Below are 19018 nucleotides of genomic sequence, written 5' to 3' on the forward strand. Positions count from 1 at the left end.
ATGCAATTTGAGTAGAGGGTAGTTTATGCGACTGTTTTTCATTGTAATGTCATTTCTCTTTGGTGCTCTTGCGCCAACTCAGGCCGGAGTTAACCTCAAGCTGCGCGGCTTTGTGGGCGATCCTGTTTTAGCTGCCATTGTTTCTTTTGCTGTCGGGACATTGAGTCTGCTGGTTTATGCCTATTTTACCAAGGTTCCGCTTCCGGAAGGTTCGACTGTCTTAAAAGGACCGTGGTGGATGTGGACCGGCGGATTTATGGGCGCTTTCTTTGTGGCGGCGGCAGTGGTTGTTGCCCCGGTGCTGGGTGCCGGAACAATGATGTGCTGGATGGTTGCCGGGCAAATGGCTGCTTCCCTTGTGCTGGACCACTACGGAATCATAGGGTATGCCGTGCGGGAGGCAACGATGGGCCGTATTGTCGGCGCTTTGCTGGTCGTTGTCGGCGCAGTGCTGATTGAGAAATTTTAGGTTAAATATCAAGGAGTGGGGTTTTGAAGGATATTCTTTGCAAGTACTTGAAGAAGCTATGGGAAAATACTGTTCTGGTCTGCCGGATGGTCAAGATTGAACACTCCATTTTTGCTCTGCCGTTCGCTTATATGGGTGTTTTTTTGGCCAGCGGAACTTGGCCGGAATTCAAGCCTTTTGCCCTGCTGACCGTGGCTATGGTGGCTGTGCGCTCCTTTGCCATGGCTGTGAACAGGCTTTTTGATATCAATATCGACAGTGAAAATCCGCGTACCCGGACTCGCCCGCTTGTTACCGGGGAACTTACTCCTTTCTTTACTTTCTGCTTTATCGCGGTTTGTGCCGTTGTTTTTGTTTTCGCTTGCAAGGGCATGAATGAACTTTGTTACAAGCTTTCCTTTTTTGCGCTGGGTTGGTCGGCTTTTTATTCCCTGACCAAACGTTTCACCATGCTTTGTCATTTTGTGCTTGGCTCAGTGCTTGGTCTGGCTCCTGTTGCAGGCTGGCTCTGTGTTGATCCTAATTTTTCCCTGCCCGCGATTTTGTTCTTCTTCGGGGTTACTTTCTGGGTGGCCGGATTCGATATTCTCTACGCTACTCAGGACCGTAAATTCGACCGTAACCGGGGACTTAATTCCGTTCCGGCTAATCTCGGTATCCAGAAGGCTTTGACCATATCAACCTTCAGTCACATTAATACGGTCATCTTTTTCGCGCTGGCCGGGCTGGCAGCCGGACTGGGCTGGATTTATTTTTCCACCCTCGCTGTAGTGGGCGGAATTCTCATTTTTGAACATCAGGTAATATCTGCTGAAGATATGAGCCGGGTTAATATGGCTTTTTTCACTTTGAACGGAGTGATTTCAGTACTCCTGTTCTTGGGTACTTTTGCCGACATAATGGTTTAGACTGCCGTACGTAAATATTTGCGTAGAATCCGCAGATTAAAAATATCTTAGTTACGAATAGGTTACGGAGTCAGTGTAATACACTGACTCCGTTTGTATTTTTTTAATATATCAAAACGAGTAGACAAGCTCTTATATAGTGTTTAGAAGCGAATTTGCGAGGTTTATTGAAGGTTCGGCTTTGGAAGGCTAAAAATACTCTTAATTCTACCGATATATTATTGTATCATATACGAATATAACCTTCGTTTGTGGAGACGAGGTGAATCGGTAGAAAGGGATGATCGGATAATTCAGTTGGTTATTCGCATTTAGCTGGGAGAAGTTGATATGGAGAATGGAAATGGAAAATTCATGCGTACTGTCGCATGGATTTATTTTGGGGTGTTAGTTGTCGCTGCAGCCTTTTGCGGCGTGATCTTAACTGGTTTCAGCAATGAACCGTGGGCTATTACCGGGCTGGCTTTCGGCTTGATAGCACTTCTGGCCTTGCTTGGAATATGTATTTTTACCGTTCTTAAAAATCAGGTCGTCCGACCTGTTGAATGCCTTACAAATTTTGCCAATCTGGTGATCAAGGGTAAATACTCCGAAGCTGATAAATGCTCCAGTCCGGGGCTTGACGGCTTGCGTGCTGCTGTGAGCGATTTGAGTGATTCTTATAAGGAACGCCTTGGCTTCAGCACCAGTATTCTTGAAGGCCTGCCTCTTGGTTGCTGCATTGTAGACACTAAGGAACACATCACTTTTCTCAACAAAGAAATTCTGGAAATGATCGGTTCCCGCGAGAAACCTGCTTCATATCATGGACGCATGATTTCCCAGATTTTTTACCATGATGATCGCAAGTCCCTGATCGGTCACTGTATGGATGACGATACCCGGGCTATGAACCGCGAAGTCATTTTCAAGCATGTGGACGGTAGTGATATTAATATTCTGGCCAACCTGTTTCCCCTGCATGATGTGGTTGGCAATGTTATCGGCGGATGCTGTCTGTATATCAACACTACAGAATTAAAGCAGCGTGAAGCGCATATCCTTGATCAGAATGAACTTATCGCCAGAGCTGCTGACCAGGCCGATTCTGTTGTTTATGATTTGAGCAGCGCGGCTGAACAGTTACGTGGATTGGTCGGTGAGGCCCGCAAGGGAGCCATGGTTCAGAGTGAGGAAGCCGGACAGGCCGCTACTGCCATGGAAGAAATGAATGCCACTGTGCTCGAAGTAGCCCGCCATGCGCAGGAAGCCGCAAGTGATGCTGATAAAGCAAAGGCTGAAGCTGAGAAAGGTGAAGATATTGTTGCCGGTGTTGTCAGTGCAATTGATGAAGTTTCCGGGCAGGCCAATTCGCTGAAAGCGTCCATGGAAGATTTGGATATCAAAGCTGAAGCTATCGGTAATGTGCTCAGCGTGATTGAGGATATTGCTGACCAGACCAACCTGCTGGCTTTGAATGCTGCAATTGAGGCTGCACGTGCCGGTGAAGCCGGACGAGGATTTGCCGTTGTAGCAGATGAAGTCCGCAAGCTTGCGGAGAAAACCGTACAGGCAACAACCGAGGTTCATCAGGCTGTTTCAAATATTCAGCAGGGAGCTAAGACTAACGTTAAGGCTACCGAAGCCGCGGTTGAGTCAGTTGCCCGCAGTACCTCGCTGGCCGGGGAATCCGGTGAGGCTTTGGCGCGCATCGTCTCCATGTCCGAGGAGACTTCCGACCGGATCAGGTCTATCGCTACCGCTGCTGAGCAACAGGCTGCAGCAAGTGAGCAGATTAACCGTTCCACTGAGACGGTTAACCGCATTTCAAACGAGACCGAACAGGCCATGGTCGAATCCTCAGCGGCCATTGAAAAACTGGCCAAGCTGGCGGATGATCTTTCCGGTATTATTCACGGAATGCAGAAGAAATAAATTAAAAAGCGGGGCAGGTTCTACAGAACCTGCCCCGCTTTTTGTTAGGCGTTGAACGCACCTATCCCCTCAGCCTGAGGAGTTTTCGTTTTTTTTGTCAAAATCCGTAGCGCAGGTAGTCCTTGTCTTTGCGGTTGATCAGCTGAATGTAGCGGTAGCGGCTTTTGACCTGTGCTTCTTCCAAAAGCGAATAGCCTTGATTACGGCACTTGTCGCAGGCTGCAGCAGGTATTTCAAGGCCAAAACCCATAGGACCGCCTTCGCGCTGGGTCTCCACCTTAAGTAATCCCCGGCAGTCCTCGCAAAGCATCAGGGATTCGGTCTGTGATTCAGTGAATCCTTCAGTATCGTAGAAAATATTACGATGGCGAACGGACCAGCCTCCGCTGATGACGCCTTCACTGCTTTTTGTGGGAGGATTGAAATAGATGTCCTTAACGCCTTCGCAGATGTTTGCGATATAATTCATTATTTCTTCGGACTCCCTGAGGGTCTCAGGGTTGAAACCCGGCTCGCGCACATGGGAATAGTCCACTCCGGCCATGGCCAGACTGATGCCCAGATTTACGTAAGGCAGGGCTCCCTGAATAGCATAGCCGCCTTCAAGTACGGCAATATCGGGCTTGAGCATGGAGTTGAGAGCTGCATAGCCCTGTGCCGAGAAATTCATGTTGGTGATCGGATCGGTGAAATGGTTGTCCTGTCCGGCGGAGTTGATGATTAAGTCCGGTTTGAAGTCTTCAAGAATAGGCATAACCGCATTCTCCATGACCATCATGAATCCGGCATCGGATGTGCCGGGGGGCAGGGGGATATTCACCGTGCGTCCGAGCGCTTTGGGGCCGCCTGATTCCTTGGGGAATCCGGTTCCCGGATAGAGGGTGCGCCCATCCTGATGCAGGGATATGAACAGGGTGTCGGGGTCATGCCAGTAAACATCCTGTGTGCCGTCTCCGTGATGGCAGTCGGTATCCACAATGGCGATGCGCTTGGGACCGTAATGTTCACGGATGTATTCGCACATAATAGCTTCTATGTTGATGGCGCAGAATCCGCGTGATCCCTGTACTGTCTTCATGGCGTGGTGTCCCGGCGGCCGTACGAGTGCAAAGGCCCGGTCCCTTTCGCCTTCCAGAATAAGTTGTGCTGCTTTGATGGCCCCGCCTGCGGAAATGTAGTGCGAACGGGTTGCAACGGCCTCGGCTTCGGGAAAGCAGAAATGAACCCGTTCAATATCTTCGCTGGAGGCAACTTCGGGCTTGTATTCGCGGATACCTTCGATGTCGAAGAGTCCTTCTTCGCGCAGCTGGTCCTGCGTGTAGAGCAATCTTTCTTCCCTTTCCGGATGGGTGGGGGAAATTGCCCAGTCAAAGGCGGGGAAAAATATGATTCCCAGACTGTTTTCAGCCTTGAGCATTCTAAACTCCGTTTATGAATATGTCCGGTCCACGCCGGGTTTTATCTGACATTTTACCCTGATATTGCGCCCGACAGTACTGGCCCCGTTAACCATATTAAATGATGAGGAACTGGTGATCTGGGCATTGGAACCGTCTGAGGCCACATGCATTTCGCCGAGATGGGCCAGCAGGTGGTTCATGGCGTCTCTTTCCGCATCTTCGATCTTGTAATTGCGGGGGATGTTCTCACGGTGTCCCAAAGAGGGGATGAACATGAGTCCGCGTTCGGTGTCGGCGAAGAGTTCCAGCTCGGTGGTTGTACGGGTCAGGGCCGCGCCGATTGCGTTTGCTACGTCGTAGTTTTGCGGAACTTCAGTCGAAAGTCGGAACTTGCGGAAGATATCCATTTTCATGGCCTGTGCCGGGCCGCCCATTATGTATATCTTGCGGGGGATAATTTTTCTGTTCTCCAGCAATTCGTGGATGGTGTAGACCGGCTGCTGGTTGATCTCGTCCACTAGGCAGCGGGTGGAGTCATGGATTTTCTCTATTGCGTATCCGATGGCCTGATCTGCAAGTTCTTCAGCTTCAAAGCCGTGTTTAGCGGCAAAAGCACTAAATCCTGATTTCGAACGTTCTGTGTTGCCGCAGTCGCAGGAACCCTTCCAGATAAGCGCGTCAGTGAGGGTCGGGATTTCACCTCCGAAGGCAATGGACGGGCCGAGACGGTTGGGACCGACCCGGACGCTGCCGTCAAACATTGATATGGCCGAATCCCCGCCGATGCCGATGGAGTGGACTTTTAATGCCCGAACAAGGGTGGGGTGGGAGCCGATGTGGATGCCTTCCTGCTCTATAAGCGGGCTTCCCCCGGCGAAAATTGCAATGTCTGTGGTGGTCCCGCCGATATCGTAGATGATGGAATCGTGGGTGATGTTGCACAGGGCAATGATGCCCATGACACTCGCTGCTGGGCCGGAAAAGATGGATTGCACCGGAACCCTGCGTGAAAGCTCCAGCGGCATGGTTCCGCCGTCCGCTTTGAGAATGTTGACCTTGATCTGACCGAGTCCCATTTCATCAAGGGTCTCGGCAATGGCATCTGCGAACTTGTTGAAGACCCGCCAGACCGCACAGTTATAGAAGGCGGTGGAAATGCGGCGCGGGAAGTTAAGTCTTCCGGTGAGCTGGTGACCTAAAGTGATGAAGTCCGCATTGTCGCCGATGGCCAGTTCAATGGATTTTTCATGGGCCGGGTTGCGGGGGGAAAATTTGGTGACTGCTGCATATACTTTGATTCCGGATTTACGGCAGGAAGCAATCGCTTCTTCAAGGGAGAGGTTGTCAAGCCGTTTGGTTTCCGAACCGCGGTGATCCAGCGATCCGGGGATAACGTGGAAATCCTTGCAGATCATGAAAGAATGGGGGTCGAGCCCCGGACCTGCGGAGACTATTACGCCCACATCTTCGTAGTTTCCTTCAACAATGGAGTTGGTAGACAGGGTTGTGGACAGGTTCAGCTGGCGTATGCGGGAAGGGTCGGTGTGGCGGAGAATTTCTCCAAGGCTGGTCCTGATGGAGGAGAGCAAGTTGTCATGTTCTGTGGCAACCTTGACCTGCGCTTCCAGTCCGTCTGGGCCTATGGCAACAGCGTCTGTGTGGGTTCCGCCGACATCAATTCCAAGAAGGAGCATCTGGTAATTCCTTGAATTCTTCCCCCGTTTCATGCGGGAGGCTGGTGAGCAGTATTACATTAATGAATAGATCCATTTATTTCTCTAGCACCCGGCCAATGTTGACGTCCAGAGCTTTTACCGTCAGCGGCTTGATGTGTTCCGTGAGCGGTTTCATGCTTCTACTTTGCGGAGGACGTCAGTTGTTTTTACTTATGCCGAGCTTCTTCATGCGTGAATCAAAGGTGGAGCGATTAACTTCGGCAGCACGGGCTGCACGGCTGATGTTCCAGCGGTATTTCTCCAGCATTTTCATTATGTACGAGTATTCCATCTCTTTCCATGTGTAAGAGCTGAGGTCTTCCTGCGGTCCGTCCTGCAGAATTGTTTTTTCGCTCTGTTTGCGGGCTCTATTCTCCACGGGCGGTTTAGTCCCGGGGTGCACGATGTGCAGTGGAAGGTCTTTGATGGATATAGTGTCGCCGGGAACCATGGCTTGAAATTGTTTGACCATGTTTTCCAGTTCGCGGATGTTTCCCGGCCAGTTGTATTTCTCCATAACAGCCATTGCTTCGTTAGACATATTTTTAGGCAGCATATGGCTATGGGCAGCTTCTCGGCTCAGGAAATGTCCGGTCAGCAGGTTGATGTCCTCTCTTCGTTCGCGCAGGGCGGGCAGCTTGAGGGGCAGGACGTTGAGCCTGTAGTATAAGTCTTCCCTGAATCTGCCGGAACGTACATCCTCTTCAAGGTTGCGGTTTGTGGCTGAGATGATGCGGATGTCGATTTTTTTTGTATGGGTGCCGCCAAGGGGTTTGATTTCACTTTCCTGCAGGACCCGAAGTAGTTTGGCTTGCAGGTTGATGTCCATGTCACCGATTTCATCAAGAAATACTGTGCCTCCATCCGCAGCTTCAAACAATCCGGATTTATTGCTGGTGGCGCCGGTAAATGCCCCTTTTACATAACCGAAAAGTTCACTTTCAAGCAGGTTCTCGGGAATGGCACTGCAGTTTTGGGTCAGGAAAGGTTTCTGGGCCCGCGAACTCTGGGCGTGAATTTCTTCGGCGAATAGTTCCTTACCTGTCCCGGATTCGCCGTAGAGTAGGACCGGATAGTTTGTAGCTCCGTAATTTTTGACCAGTTTGAGGGCCTTGTTTACGGATTGGCTATTGCCCACAATTGTCTTGTTGTTCCGGATGCTGCTCAAGGTCCGGCTGAGTTGGGCGAATTCAATGCGCTGTTTTTGAAATTCAATGGAATTGCGTAAGGAAATTGAACCTATATCCACCATGTCCTGCAGCATGGTCAGGTATGCCGGGTCAAGGTTGAGCTGTTCCCCTGCTGCACTGGTGTCGATGACCTGCACAGCTCCATAAACATCCTGTCCTTCAAGTTTAAGTGGAAAGCAGAGGATCAGACGGCTTTTAATTTTGAAGTCTTTTTCCAGTGAGCTGTAATGCCGCGAGTCTCCTGCTTCGGCAATGGTCATTTCGCCATTTTGAATAACCCAGCCCACAATGCTTTTTTCCTGCGGAGAGATTCTGACTCCTTTCACGTTCTCGCTTTTTTCACCCAATGCTTCAACGCATTCATACATGCCGTCTCGTTCCAGCCAGAGGGAACCGCGTTCAACATTCTGCAGTTTAAGCAACAGGGTCAGAATTTGTTGCTGCAATTTTTCCGGGTCTAATTCTTTAGAAAGGGCCTTGTAATCATTTACAGATATAGTCATAATAATAAGTTTTTATCAGGTTATACGATTCTTTTATTTAGAGATATTTATGATATATCGGTAAAATTACTCTTGGTCAACAATGATTGCACGGTGAATAATTAAGTTGATGGCGTTTTTGGGAGAACGATCCCTTTGAAATAGTGCTGTCAGCAGTTCTTGATAAAATTTGGCACGGATGGTGCTGTAGGGAAGATAGCTTGTTAGTCAAGTATGGACCGGAGAGCCCACTCCACCTCCCCGACCCCTCCGGGCTTTCCGGTCCATAACCTTTTCAAGAACAAATTCGACGCAATTCCTCGAATATACGGAGATGGTCTGATGAGTAGTGTTGAAAGTTTAATATCCATGCATCGCGAAGATATGTCTCTCTTGAGAATCGAAGCCAAACAGGCTCGGAGAGAACGCTTGGATAGCTGTCGTGAGATGGATCAGGCATTTAAAGACCTGCGCAGCAGGCTTTCCGCTGAAATGCCGGTGACAAGTTCTTATTCTTTTAAGCTCCGTGCTCCCATTGCCTTTATGGCTACCCTGATGGGAGTGATTAGTTTTTAGTAGTTTTGTGTACCCGCTATTTTGCGGGATGATCGCCAGCTAAAAAAAAGCCCGTTCATCAAATGATGAACGGGCTTTTTTAGTGTTGTGTTGCAAATGCGCTGGCTGTACGGCGCATGTTGGCGGCCCAGTCTTCGGCTAGCGGATCAGCTGTCAGTACGCGTGCTCCGATAGAGTTTGCTATGGTTTTTGCGCTTTTTTGGGAAAATTGGGGTTGGATGAAAATAGCTTTTACTGAATTGGCTTTGGCGAATTCGATGAGCTGGGCCAGCTTTTTGGGGCTGGGTTCCTTGCCTTCCAGTTCTATGGGGATCTGATTTAAACCGTATGTGTCAGCAAAGTATCCCCATGAAGGATGGTAAACCATGAAACTGAATTCCTGTCCTTTTTGGGTAAATGTTTTCAGGAGCTCGGAGTCAATTATGTTTATTTCAGCTGCAAAGTTCAGGTAGTTGCGGGTGTAGTCTTCTGCATGTGCTGGGTCGTGCTCAATCAGGGTGTCTCTGATTTTCTGGCTGATGATTCTGACTAAGGGTGGGGCAAGCCAGATATGAGGGTCTTTGATTTGTGCTTCGCCATGGTCATCATGGTGGGCGTGTTCGTCTCCGTGGATGTGAGTCTTCATTGTCCGGTGAACAGCTTCTTTTCCAAGATTTATGATTTCAAGGTTGCTGTTGGCGGATTTGAATCGCGGAAGCCAAGCCTGTTCAAAGGGGACACCTATTGCAAAGTAAACCTCTGACTTGCTTAGGTCAGCCATCTGTTTAGGCTGTGGTTCATAGGTGGCAGGACTGCTTCCGGCTTTGACCATAATGTTTATTTTTATTTTGTCTCCGCCGATTTTTTCTACGAAATATTTCAGAGGTGCAATCGAGACTGTCGCCTGGAGTTGTTCGGCGCCAGCTGCTGAATAGCCCAATAGTATGGTTATTGCGGTCAGTAAGATTGTTCTGGATAGTTTCATGTCTTCTTCCTGTGTTTGAGATTCAATTTCATCTAGTTGAAGATGAGCCATATCTTATATGATGTCAATTGTGATTGTCATCAGTTTTGCCAAGTCTGATCCTCCCTGTTTTTTCGCTTTCTTCGAATCTGAAAATTTAATTACTGATTGGGTCGCTGTTTTCGAATCTTAGTTGTGGTTCTTCTGCGATTTGATTTATTTAATTGTCTATGGTTAATAAATGTCAGTTGAATTTTCTGCCGCAATTTTCCAAATATGTTTTTTATGTGTATAAAAGTTGTCTTTATGTGTATGAAGTTTCCAGTTTTGGCACAGAGCGTGCTTTGTTACTAGCTAAAATGCATTTTTGAAGGCTGATTTGTCTAAAATTGTAAAATAAGAAGCGTTAAAAACGATTTTAGAGACGAAATTGTAAAAAAGAGACATTGAATCAACGGGGGTTGATCAGAAATGAATGCGGCGGATACTTCATTTATACTTATTTGTGCAGCTCTGGTTATGTTTATGACTCCGGGGCTGGCCCTTTTCTATGGTGGTATGGTGCGTAGCAAAAACGTATTGGCTACGATCATGCAGAGTTTCATCATGCTCGGACTGGTTTCAATTGTCTGGGCGGTCATCGGGTATTCCTTGTCCTTTGGGACTGACATCGGCGGTGTTATCGGCGGTATGGATTTCTTCGCCCTTAATGGTGTGGGCATGGATACAGTTAACAGCCCCGCCAGCAACCTGCCTCATCTTCTTTTTATGGTTTTCCAGTGTATGTTTGCGGTCATCACCCCCGCACTTATAACCGGAGCCTTTGCCGAGCGTATGAAGTTCGGTGCATTGCTGATTTTCAGCGCCTTCTGGGTTATCCTTGTTTATGCTCCCATGTGCCACTGGGTCTGGGGCGGCGGCTGGATGGGGGACCATGGTGCTCTCGACTTTGCAGGCGGCGCGGTTGTTCACATGAGTTCCGCAGCAGCAGCTCTTGCCGGATGTTTGGTCGTGGGTAAGCGCAAGGGATATGGTAAAGAGCCTTTCATTCCCCACAACCTGCCTATGACCCTGCTCGGCGCGGGTATGCTCTGGTTCGGCTGGTTCGGTTTTAACGCCGGTTCCGCCCTTGCTGCTAACGGTCTGGCTGCCAATGCTTTTGTAACCACTCACCTTGCCGCAGCTGCCGCAGTTCTTGGCTGGTTGCTTGTTGAAGCCATGCATGGTGGCAAACCTACCACTCTCGGTGCTGCTTCCGGTGCTGTGGCCGGGCTGGTTGCCATCACCCCGGCAGCCGGTTTTGTAACTCCCATGGCTTCTATTGTTATCGGTTTCGGTGGCGGTATGGTCTGCTATGGTGGTGTGCTTATGAAATCCAAGTTCGGCTACGATGATTCCCTTGACGTTGTCGGTATTCACGGTCTGGGCGGAACTTACGGGGCTATCGTTACCGGATTGTTTGCCAGCATCGGTGCGGAAGGTCTCTTTTACGGCAACGCCTCCCAGCTTTGGATCCAGATTGAATCCTGCATTGCCACCTGGGCATACTGTTTTACTGTAAGCTGGATTCTTTTCAAATTGATCGACAAGTTTTACGGCTTGCGTCCTTCTGAAGAAGAGGAAGTTGCAGGGATGGATGTCTCGGATCACAGCGAAACCGGTTATCAGATTTAAAACAGAGACTCGATGCGCCTCGCGCTTTTGTCAGATGATTTCGCCTCCGGCGGCCAGAGGAGCTAAGCCCCTTTGGAATCCCTAATAATGGGTTTGATCTTATAATATAGGATAGTTCCAATGAGAAAGATTGAAATAATTGTACGGCCTTTCAAGGTCGATGATGTAAAGGACGCCATTGCTGCTCTCGGACTTAAGGGCATGACCGTAACTGACGTGAAAGGTTTCGGGCGTCAGGGTGGACACAAGGAAGTTTACCGTGGTGCCGAGTATCAGGTGGACTTCATTGCCAAGACCAAGGTTGAGATTGTGGTCGATGCAGACCGGGTTTCCGAAGTGATCGACGCAGTCAGTGCCGCTGCCAAGACCGGAAAGGTCGGCGATGGTAAAATCTTTGTTATCCCGGTTGAAGAAGTGGTGCGTATCCGTACGGGCGAGACTGGGCCGGAAGCCATATAAATGAATACTGAAAAATCCCCCGGATTGTCCCCTGAGACTTCCATTGACAGGTTGTTGGCGGGACGTGAAATACTCCTCGCGGCATGCTCCAAGAGCATGCCGCGGGACTTCCCGCAGCAGCTATGCGCTCTGGTGGATGAATACTTCAGGGCAAGAGTCAGGGAAGCCGTTTCCGAGGGACTCCTTTCTTCTTATGAAGACCTGTGTATTGTGGCCGTGGGTGGTTACGGACGGGGGCATCTTGCACCTTTTTCTGATATTGACGTCCTAATTCTTACAGATCAGACCCCACTGGAAGATCTTGAGGATTTGGCTTCTTTTCTATTTCACCCGCTCTGGGATCTTAAATTTGATGTTGGTCACGGTGTGCGCACCGTGGAGCAGAATATCGAATTGGCAAGGTCAGATTTCAAGGTACTGGCTTCCTTGCTGGATTTACGGTTCATTTCCGGTCGCGACGAGCTATTTCAGCTTATTTCTAAAGAATTCAGAGCAAAAGTTCTCCCCGGTGCAGGCGATGAGTTCTGCCGTATTCTGTGGGAGAACCGTTCCAAGACCGGGAAGGGCATGGATTCCGTTGTTCTTGAGCCTGACCTGAAAAACGGCTGGGGAACCTTGCGCGATGTGCAGTTCATCCGCTGGTGTGCAGATATCAAGGGGGATTACTTCCCGCTGAACGAGAATGATCTGACAGATCTCTGCAGGGACGAAGCCTTGCTTATGCAGGCCCGTTCTGCTGTTCATCTTTTGCGTAAACGCAAGCAGGATAAATTGATCATTGAAATTTTACCGGATACTGCTTCGCTGTGCGGAGTTAAGGGGTATGATCCGGCAAAGCGCGGCAACGATCTGCTCACCTCAATCCATCAGGCGATGGTTCGGGTACGTTCCATGGGTGATGCCCTTTATCGGGAATCATTTGATGCCGATTCGCGCTGCTTTATTGATCATCGCGGTATTGCCGGCCTCAAAGCCGGACTGGAAGTTTTCGGTATAAAGTCCAGAACCGGTGCGCCTCTTACACGTGAAGCACGTAGGGCGGTTTCAGGAATCAATTCTGCAAATGATATCAGTTTAACCCGCTCTCTGAAGATTATCATTGATATATTCAAGGGCGAGTACGGCTGGCGCGCCTCAGTGGAAATGCTTGATAGCGGGGTGTTCAAGTCTTTCCTTCCAGAATTTTCCAAGGTTTCCGAGCTGGTTCCTTATGACGGATACCATCAGTATCCTCCGGGCAGGCATTCATTGCTTACAGTCCATAAATGTTGCGATATTTTTCGCAACGAATTTTCAGAAGGTGGAAAATGTATTTCCGCTGCAGACTTCGATGCTTTGCTTCTCGGCGCGTTTTTTCACGATATCGGCAAGGGCAAGCGTAATCACAGTGAACGCGGGGCTGATATTGCTGATGAAATTCTCTCCCGCACGGATTTTCCTGCGCGTTTTAAGGAGGATGTGGTCTTTCTGGTTCGCGAACACCTGCTTCTGATTCGTTCTTCGCGGTCTATTGATCTCAGCTCAGTTGAAGCCTTGCAGAAGATAGCTGAGAAGGTCGGCTCCCTGCGTCGCTTGCGTATGCTCTTTATCCTTTCCATGGCCGATTCCATGGCAACCGGACCAAGGGTCTGGAATTCATGGAGTGAGTCTCTTTTACGGGAGATATATGCCGGATTGGAGCTGGTGCTTACTGACGAGTCTTTTGCTGAAATTGTCTCAGGAGAACAGCTTGGTGAGACCATGAACCGCATCCGCGAGTGTGCCGTTGACCTTATTGATCCGGAATTAGTGGAATCCATGATCAGCTGCATGCCCGAGCGTTATCTGCTGGTTGAGGATCCGGATGAGATTGTGCTGCATATGCATCAGGTTCTGGAGTTTAACCGGGCTTATGAGCTGGATATGGTGCGTAAGCCTTCGGGCAAGGGTGGCCTTGGCTTGAGTCTGGTTCGGGTTTTTGAAACCGAAGACGAAAAACGCATCAAGCTGGTTATTACTGCCAGAGATCAGAATTTTTTATTTGCTGCCCAGAGCGGCGTGCTGGCCCTGCACTCTGTGAACATCCTTTCGGCAGAAGTTTTCTCATGGGCCGACGGGACAGCGGTGAATATTTTCATTGTGGAAGCTCCGGCGGAAAATTGTCCTGCCGATATTTGGGGCAGGGTGGAGCGTTCCATTATGTATGCGCTTACCGGAAGGTTGGCCCTTGATTACCGTCTGCACAAGAAGCGCAATTCACTTCTCGCCAAGTCTGTGCCCAGCAGGGTTCCTACCCGGATCAGTGTGGATAACGAATCCAGTGCCGAATGCTCGCTGATTGAAGTGATTACTCAGGATCGTTCCGGTCTTCTCTATGATATGGCGGCCTTCTTCGCGAGAATGAATATTAATCTGCGCATGGCCCGTATTTCGACCACCGGTCAGTCTGTCTTTGATGTCTTTCATGTAGAAGGACCGGAGGGTGGCAGGATTGAAGATCACATCCATTTGCGGGAGCTTGTCAGCGCCCTTGAATACACACTTACAGGAAACAGTTGATTCTTTGCGGTTAATCCCCGTCCGTATTCCCGATAATTTATACTTAATAGGAGTTGTTTATGCCCGGCAGGATTGTTGTTCATATTGTGATTAATGTGTTGGTCCTGTTGGGGCTTTGTCTTGCGTTTGTCCTTGTTCCGGAAATATTCGTGGGCGGGAACCTTACTCCTTTGCTGGCGTTGTTTGCGGGAGCCGGTGCTGTGATTCTTCTTTCCGGATTTATGCTCAGGCGTATAATTAATGCTCAGTGGGCCGGTGTCAGCCGGTGGATTGATGGACTTATTTCCGGTTATGAATCTAAAAGTGACTTAGATTTCACTTTCATTTTGCTGCCTTCTGCTGACAGATTGGAGGCTTATATAAGTGGGCTTCGTGCCGAGCTGGATAAAGCTGACAAGCAGTGTAAAATTGAAATTTCCCGACAGCTTGAGGCTTATAAAATGGCCGAGGATGCAAGGGTGCGTGGTGAACAGGCTCGAAGCAAGGGGCTTCTTTCCGCAGCAGGGACCCTTGAAAATGCAGTCGAGGGCATCCGCTCCAGTTCTGAGATGCTGGGAGAATCTTCTTCGCGGGCCAGTGAGGGAGCTGAAAAGCAGCTGGAGTACCTGTCATCAGTTGTAGCTTCCATGGAACAGATTGATGTTTCCATCCAGTATTCAGTGGAGCGGGCTGATTCCGCGGCGGTAGATGCTGAGTCCGCTGCTGAACGCGCAAGGGCTGGTGAAGATGTCCTTGAGCAGACCATCGAGTCAATCAATACGGTTATGAGTAATACCAATGACCTTAACGGAAGGGTTGAGGCTCTCGGTAGGCAGGCTGAGGGCATTGGAAGCATCATGTCCGTTATCTCTGATATTGCCGATCAGACAAACTTGTTGGCGCTTAATGCCGCTATTGAGGCTGCTCGTGCCGGGGATGCCGGGCGCGGTTTTGCCGTAGTTGCTGATGAGGTCCGCAATCTTGCGGAAAAGACAATGGAAGCCACCCGTGATGTGGGTACCGAAATCAGCAGGATTCAGGAACACGTTGAAATGACAGTGGCCGGGGTTAATCATATTAATGATCTGGCCGGCAATGCGTCCGGTTTGGCCTCCAGTTCCGGGCAGGCGCTCGGCGAGATTGTTGATCTTGCTGAAAAGAGTTCCCGCGGAGTGCGCCTTATTGCCGAGGAAGCAGTTCAGCAGGCTGAAGCCAGCAACAATGTCCGTGAAGCCGTTAACGAAGTTCATTCTATTTCCAATGAAACCGGAGAAGCCATGGCGGGAGCAGGTGAAGCTGTTTCCGTTCTTGGTGGACGCGTAGCTGATCTTGATGATATGATCGGTGTGTTTAAGCTGGTCGGTAATGGTAAGGTACAGGAAGTGATTGATTCTCTCGCCAAATCTTCCGATGTGCTTTCCCTGAACAGGGGATTGCAGGAGCGGGCTATGCACAAAGCCTTGAGAGATAACCGTTTTCTCGAACTTCTCTACATCACCGATCACAACGGAATTCAGACGGTCAGCAATATCAGCGGCCAGTGGCAGAGCTTTGCCGAAGACGGTTCAGCCTGTGGAAAAGATTGGTCCGGCCGGGAATGGTTCAGTGGAGCTGTAGAAGATCAGACTATGTATGTATCCGATGTTTATGAATCTTCAGCTACCGGGGAGAACTGTATTACGGTTTCCGGTCCGTTCTTTGATTCCAAGGGCCGGGTACTGGGTGTAATTGCCGCTGATGTGAAGGTTAACGGATAATTATTTCAGGCGTACGCATTTTCTTGCCAAATCTGCAATATTTATCTAAGTGATGCTTGCTGCCAACCTAATATTTTAGGAGGCAGTAATACCCACATACCCACAGGTCACTTCAGCTCAATCCCAAGAGGAATTATTTCATGAAAATACTTGTTGTAGGTTCAGGCGGAAGAGAACACGCTTTGGCTTGGAAAATCAGCCAGAGTCCCAAGGTTTCTGAGATCTTTATCGCACCCGGTAACGGCGGAACCCGTCTGCACGGCACCAATGTGCCCATCAAGGATGACGATCTGCCCGGACTGGTCAAGTTTGCCAAAGAAAACAAGATTGATCTTGTTGTGGCAGGCCCGGAACTTCCCCTCGTGCTCGGCATCAAGGAAGCCCTCGCCAAAGAAGGTATACCCTGCTTCGGACCTGGCGCATATGCAGCTAATCTTGAAGGCAGCAAGGCCTTTTCCAAGATCACTATGCGTGATTCCGGTGTTCCCACCGCTCCTTTTCAGGTTTTCGATGAGTATGAACAAGCCAAAAAATTTGTAGAAGAAAAAGGCGCACCCATCGTGGTCAAGGCTGACGGCCTTGCCGCAGGTAAAGGTGTTGTTGTTGCCGGAACTGTTGAAGAGGCTCTTGAAGCTCTCGACGACATGATGGTTAAAAAAATCTTCGGCACTGCCGGTGAGCGCGTTGTAGTGGAAGAAGCCCTCAAGGGTGAAGAAGCTTCCTTTCTCGCTTTCTGTGCCGGTGAAGACTATGCCCTGCTGCCTTCCGCGCAGGACCACAAAGCCGTGGGCGAAGGTGATACCGGACCCAACACCGGAGGCATGGGTGCATACAGCCCGGCCCCCATTCTGCCCCGCGACAAATATGCTGAAACCGCTGAACTGGTTATCAAGCCCATTCTCAAACTGCTTGCCGAACGCGGCGAGCCTTTTACCGGTATTCTTTATGCCGGACTTATGTACACTGAAGACGGTCCTTCCGTTCTTGAATACAATGTTCGTTTCGGCGACCCAGAATGCCAGCCGCTCCTGATGCGTCTGGATTGCGATCTGGTCGAAATCATGCTGGCCTGCGTTGAGAACCGCCTCCCTGAAGTGGACGTGAAACTCAAGGAAGAAACCACCCTTTGCGTGGTAATGGCTGCCGGCGGTTATCCCGGTCCCTATGAAAAGGGAGCAGAGATTACCGGTTTCGAGGAAGCTGAGAAGATTGAAGGCGTCAAGGTCTTTCAGGCCGGGACAAAGTATGAAGAGGGTAAAACATTAACCAGCGGCGGCCGTGTGCTGGGTGTTACCGCTCTGGGGGCGGATCTCGGAGCAGCCCAGAAAAAGGCTTATGAAGCTGTTGAAAAACTCAGTTTTGACAAAGCTTATTTCCGTCGCGACATAGGTGACAAGGGTCTTAAAAAATGAGTGCAAAAGTAGCTATTTTCATGGGGTCCATTTCGGATAAGGATACAATGCAGCCTTGTTCCGATCTGCTGACCAAGCTCGGTATCCCCCACGTATTCACTGTTTCCTCTGCCCACCGTACTCCGGAAAGGACTGCGAAGCTGGTCAAGGAATTGGAAGATAACGGTTGCCAAATATTCATTTGTGCTGCAGGCCTTGCCGCGCATCTCGCAGGTGCCGTGGCAGCTAAAACCATCCGTCCTGTTCTGGGGGTACCCATATGCGGTTCCGCTCTCGGCGGTATGGATGCCCTGCTGGCAACCGTGCAGATGCCTCCGGGATTCCCCGTAGGAACAGTTGCCCTTGATAAGGTAGGCGCAAAGAACTCCGCATGGATGGCAGCTCAGATTCTGGCTCTCCATGACGAAGAACTGGCCGGAAAGATCAGGGAAGCCCGTCAGGGTTTCATCGATTCCGTTGAGCAGGCTGCTGCTGAACTGGAAGGCTAATCTCTTTAATGCAAGAAAGTATTAAAAGGCCGTGCTCTTTTTTTGAGCACGGTCTTTTTTTTAAGGGAGTGAATGCATGTCAGTTGAGTTTTGGGGAGTATATGTGCTTACGGTTTTTCTGGCTTCCATAATCCCGGGACCGAGCATGATTCTGGCTTTGACCCACGGTGTTAAGTATGGAGCCAAGAGGGCAATTGCCACTGCTTTGGGTAATTCTGCTGCTTCATTTTTACAGGCAGTTGTTTCTATTGCCGGACTTGGGGCTTTGCTGGCAGCATCCGAAACAGCTTTTATGCTGGTTAAATATGCCGGAGCCGCCTATCTGGTCTGGCTTGGTATCGGAGTTCTTATGTCCGGTGATTTCACTTTCGAAGAGGACAGCCTTGATGCTGCCAAGAGTACCTCAAATTGGAAGCTCTTTTCGCAGGGATTCTGGGTCGCAGCCAGTAACCCGAAGGCAATTGTATTTTTCAGTGCTTTGTTTCCCCAGTTTATCAGCAGCGGACAGGCATCCATCCAGCATTTTGCCATGCTGCTTATTCTACTCACCATTATCGCATTCGGATGCATGATGATCTATGCCTGTGGTGGAGAAAAGATAAAGGAAATGATTAAGGGGACGGCTGTCTGCAGATATATAAATAAAGTTCTGGGAACAGCTTTTGTGGGACTCGGGGTGAGTCTGGCCTGCTCCAGAAGGTAGTGGACACTCTTGGATATTAATTCAGCATAGAGTGCACTGTGCTCAGGAAATCGTTCTGGGTAAACGGTTTGACCAGTGCCTCTTTTGCCCCAAGGGCCTTGGCTTGTTTCAGGTACTCAAGACCTGTAAATTCTCCACCGCCGGATATGACCAGAATGCTGCATTCCGGTTTTTTCTGCTTTAATTCCATGATGGTCTGGATGCCATCCATATTCGGCATGAAAATGTCAATGATGACCAGATCCACCGGATTGGATTCAAATAAGGACAGACCTTTCTCGCCGTCTGTTGCAGCGAGAGTGGTAACCTCTTCTTTTCTGAGGTAGTGCTTGAGCAGTTCAAGCATCTTAGGGTCGTCATCAACGATCAGAATAGTCTTCATAATAATTAGGTGGTTAGAAAGATTTTTAT

The 19018-nt window shown here is 49.5% G+C and carries 16 protein-coding genes; 11 read left to right on the top strand and 5 right to left on the bottom strand.

Going from position 1 to position 19018, the window contains the following annotated elements; all coding sequences use genetic code 11:
• The first annotated feature begins 25 nt into the window (after positions 1-25).
• The 3 genes from ACKU40_RS17825 to ACKU40_RS17835 all read left to right on the top strand — a co-directional run bounded on the left by ACKU40_RS17825 (position 26) and on the right by ACKU40_RS17835 (position 3291).
• Positions 26-469 (top strand): DMT family transporter, encoded by a 444-nt coding sequence (locus ACKU40_RS17825; RefSeq protein ID WP_320174129.1) that lies wholly within the window; start codon positions 26-28, stop codon positions 467-469.
• 23 nt (positions 470-492) lie between these two features.
• Positions 493-1377, top strand: coding sequence for a 4-hydroxybenzoate octaprenyltransferase (locus tag ACKU40_RS17830; RefSeq protein ID WP_320174130.1), 885 nt, complete (start codon positions 493-495; stop codon positions 1375-1377).
• Positions 1378-1707: 330 nt separating this feature from the next.
• Positions 1708-3291: a methyl-accepting chemotaxis protein gene (locus tag ACKU40_RS17835; protein ID WP_320174131.1), complete on the top strand. Its 1584-nt coding sequence runs from the start codon at positions 1708-1710 to the stop codon at positions 3289-3291.
• A 97-nt stretch (positions 3292-3388) separates the two neighbouring features.
• On the opposite strand, the gene ACKU40_RS17840 is transcribed toward ACKU40_RS17835, so the two are convergent.
• The 3 genes from ACKU40_RS17840 to ACKU40_RS17850 form a co-directional block, all read right to left on the bottom strand.
• A complete protein-coding gene (locus ACKU40_RS17840; protein WP_320174132.1) occupies positions 3389-4708 on the bottom strand; it encodes a histone deacetylase in 1320 nt (439 codons plus the stop codon).
• 12 nt (positions 4709-4720) lie between these two features.
• The gene (locus ACKU40_RS17845; RefSeq protein WP_320174133.1) at positions 4721-6385 is read right to left on the bottom strand and encodes a hydantoinase/oxoprolinase family protein; all 1665 of its coding nucleotides are present in this window, start codon (positions 6383-6385) and stop codon (positions 4721-4723) included.
• 178 nt (positions 6386-6563) lie between these two features.
• Positions 6564-8099, bottom strand: coding sequence for a sigma-54 dependent transcriptional regulator (locus ACKU40_RS17850; RefSeq protein WP_320174134.1), 1536 nt, complete (start codon positions 8097-8099; stop codon positions 6564-6566).
• A 321-nt stretch (positions 8100-8420) separates the two neighbouring features.
• Between ACKU40_RS17850 and ACKU40_RS17855 the strand changes: the two genes are divergently transcribed.
• Positions 8421-8654 (top strand): hypothetical protein, encoded by a 234-nt coding sequence (locus ACKU40_RS17855; protein WP_320174135.1) that lies wholly within the window; start codon positions 8421-8423, stop codon positions 8652-8654.
• A 79-nt stretch (positions 8655-8733) separates the two neighbouring features.
• On the opposite strand, the gene ACKU40_RS17860 is transcribed toward ACKU40_RS17855, so the two are convergent.
• The gene (locus ACKU40_RS17860; protein WP_320174136.1) at positions 8734-9618 is read right to left on the bottom strand and encodes a metal ABC transporter solute-binding protein, Zn/Mn family; all 885 of its coding nucleotides are present in this window, start codon (positions 9616-9618) and stop codon (positions 8734-8736) included.
• 450 nt (positions 9619-10068) lie between these two features.
• On the opposite strand from ACKU40_RS17860, the gene ACKU40_RS17865 reads away from it, so the two are divergent.
• From ACKU40_RS17865 to ACKU40_RS17895, 7 genes are all read left to right on the top strand, one after another.
• Positions 10069-11271, top strand: coding sequence for an ammonium transporter (locus tag ACKU40_RS17865; protein ID WP_320174137.1), 1203 nt, complete (start codon positions 10069-10071; stop codon positions 11269-11271).
• A gap of 120 nt (positions 11272-11391) precedes the next feature.
• On the top strand, positions 11392-11730 hold the full coding sequence (locus ACKU40_RS17870; RefSeq protein ID WP_320174138.1) for a P-II family nitrogen regulator: 339 nt from the start codon (positions 11392-11394) through the stop codon (positions 11728-11730).
• A complete protein-coding gene (locus ACKU40_RS17875) occupies positions 11731-14268 on the top strand; it encodes an ACT domain-containing protein (RefSeq protein WP_320174139.1) in 2538 nt (845 codons plus the stop codon). It abuts the gene before it with no gap.
• Positions 14269-14327: 59 nt separating this feature from the next.
• Positions 14328-16004, top strand: a complete 1677-nt coding sequence (locus ACKU40_RS17880) for a methyl-accepting chemotaxis protein (protein ID WP_320174140.1) — start codon at positions 14328-14330, stop codon at positions 16002-16004.
• 140 nt (positions 16005-16144) lie between these two features.
• Complete coding sequence (gene purD / locus ACKU40_RS17885; RefSeq protein WP_320174141.1) at positions 16145-17416, top strand: phosphoribosylamine--glycine ligase; 1272 nt, start codon at positions 16145-16147, stop codon at positions 17414-17416.
• Positions 17413-17904, top strand: coding sequence for a 5-(carboxyamino)imidazole ribonucleotide mutase (gene purE / locus ACKU40_RS17890; protein WP_320174142.1), 492 nt, complete (start codon positions 17413-17415; stop codon positions 17902-17904). The genes purD and purE overlap by 4 nt, the downstream gene beginning before the upstream one ends.
• Before the next feature lie 76 nt (positions 17905-17980).
• The gene (locus ACKU40_RS17895; RefSeq protein ID WP_320174143.1) at positions 17981-18607 is read left to right on the top strand and encodes a LysE family translocator; all 627 of its coding nucleotides are present in this window, start codon (positions 17981-17983) and stop codon (positions 18605-18607) included.
• Between the two features lie 16 nt (positions 18608-18623).
• Here the strand turns inward: ACKU40_RS17895 and ACKU40_RS17900 are convergent, their stop codons facing one another.
• Positions 18624-18989 carry a response regulator gene (locus ACKU40_RS17900; RefSeq protein ID WP_320174144.1) on the bottom strand — a complete coding sequence of 122 codons (366 nt, stop codon included), beginning with the start codon at positions 18987-18989 and terminating at the stop codon, positions 18624-18626.
• Between the last annotated feature and the right edge of the window lie 29 nt (positions 18990-19018).

This window comes from Maridesulfovibrio sp., assembly GCF_963666665.1.
Lineage (GTDB): Bacteria > Desulfobacterota > Desulfovibrionia > Desulfovibrionales > Desulfovibrionaceae > Maridesulfovibrio.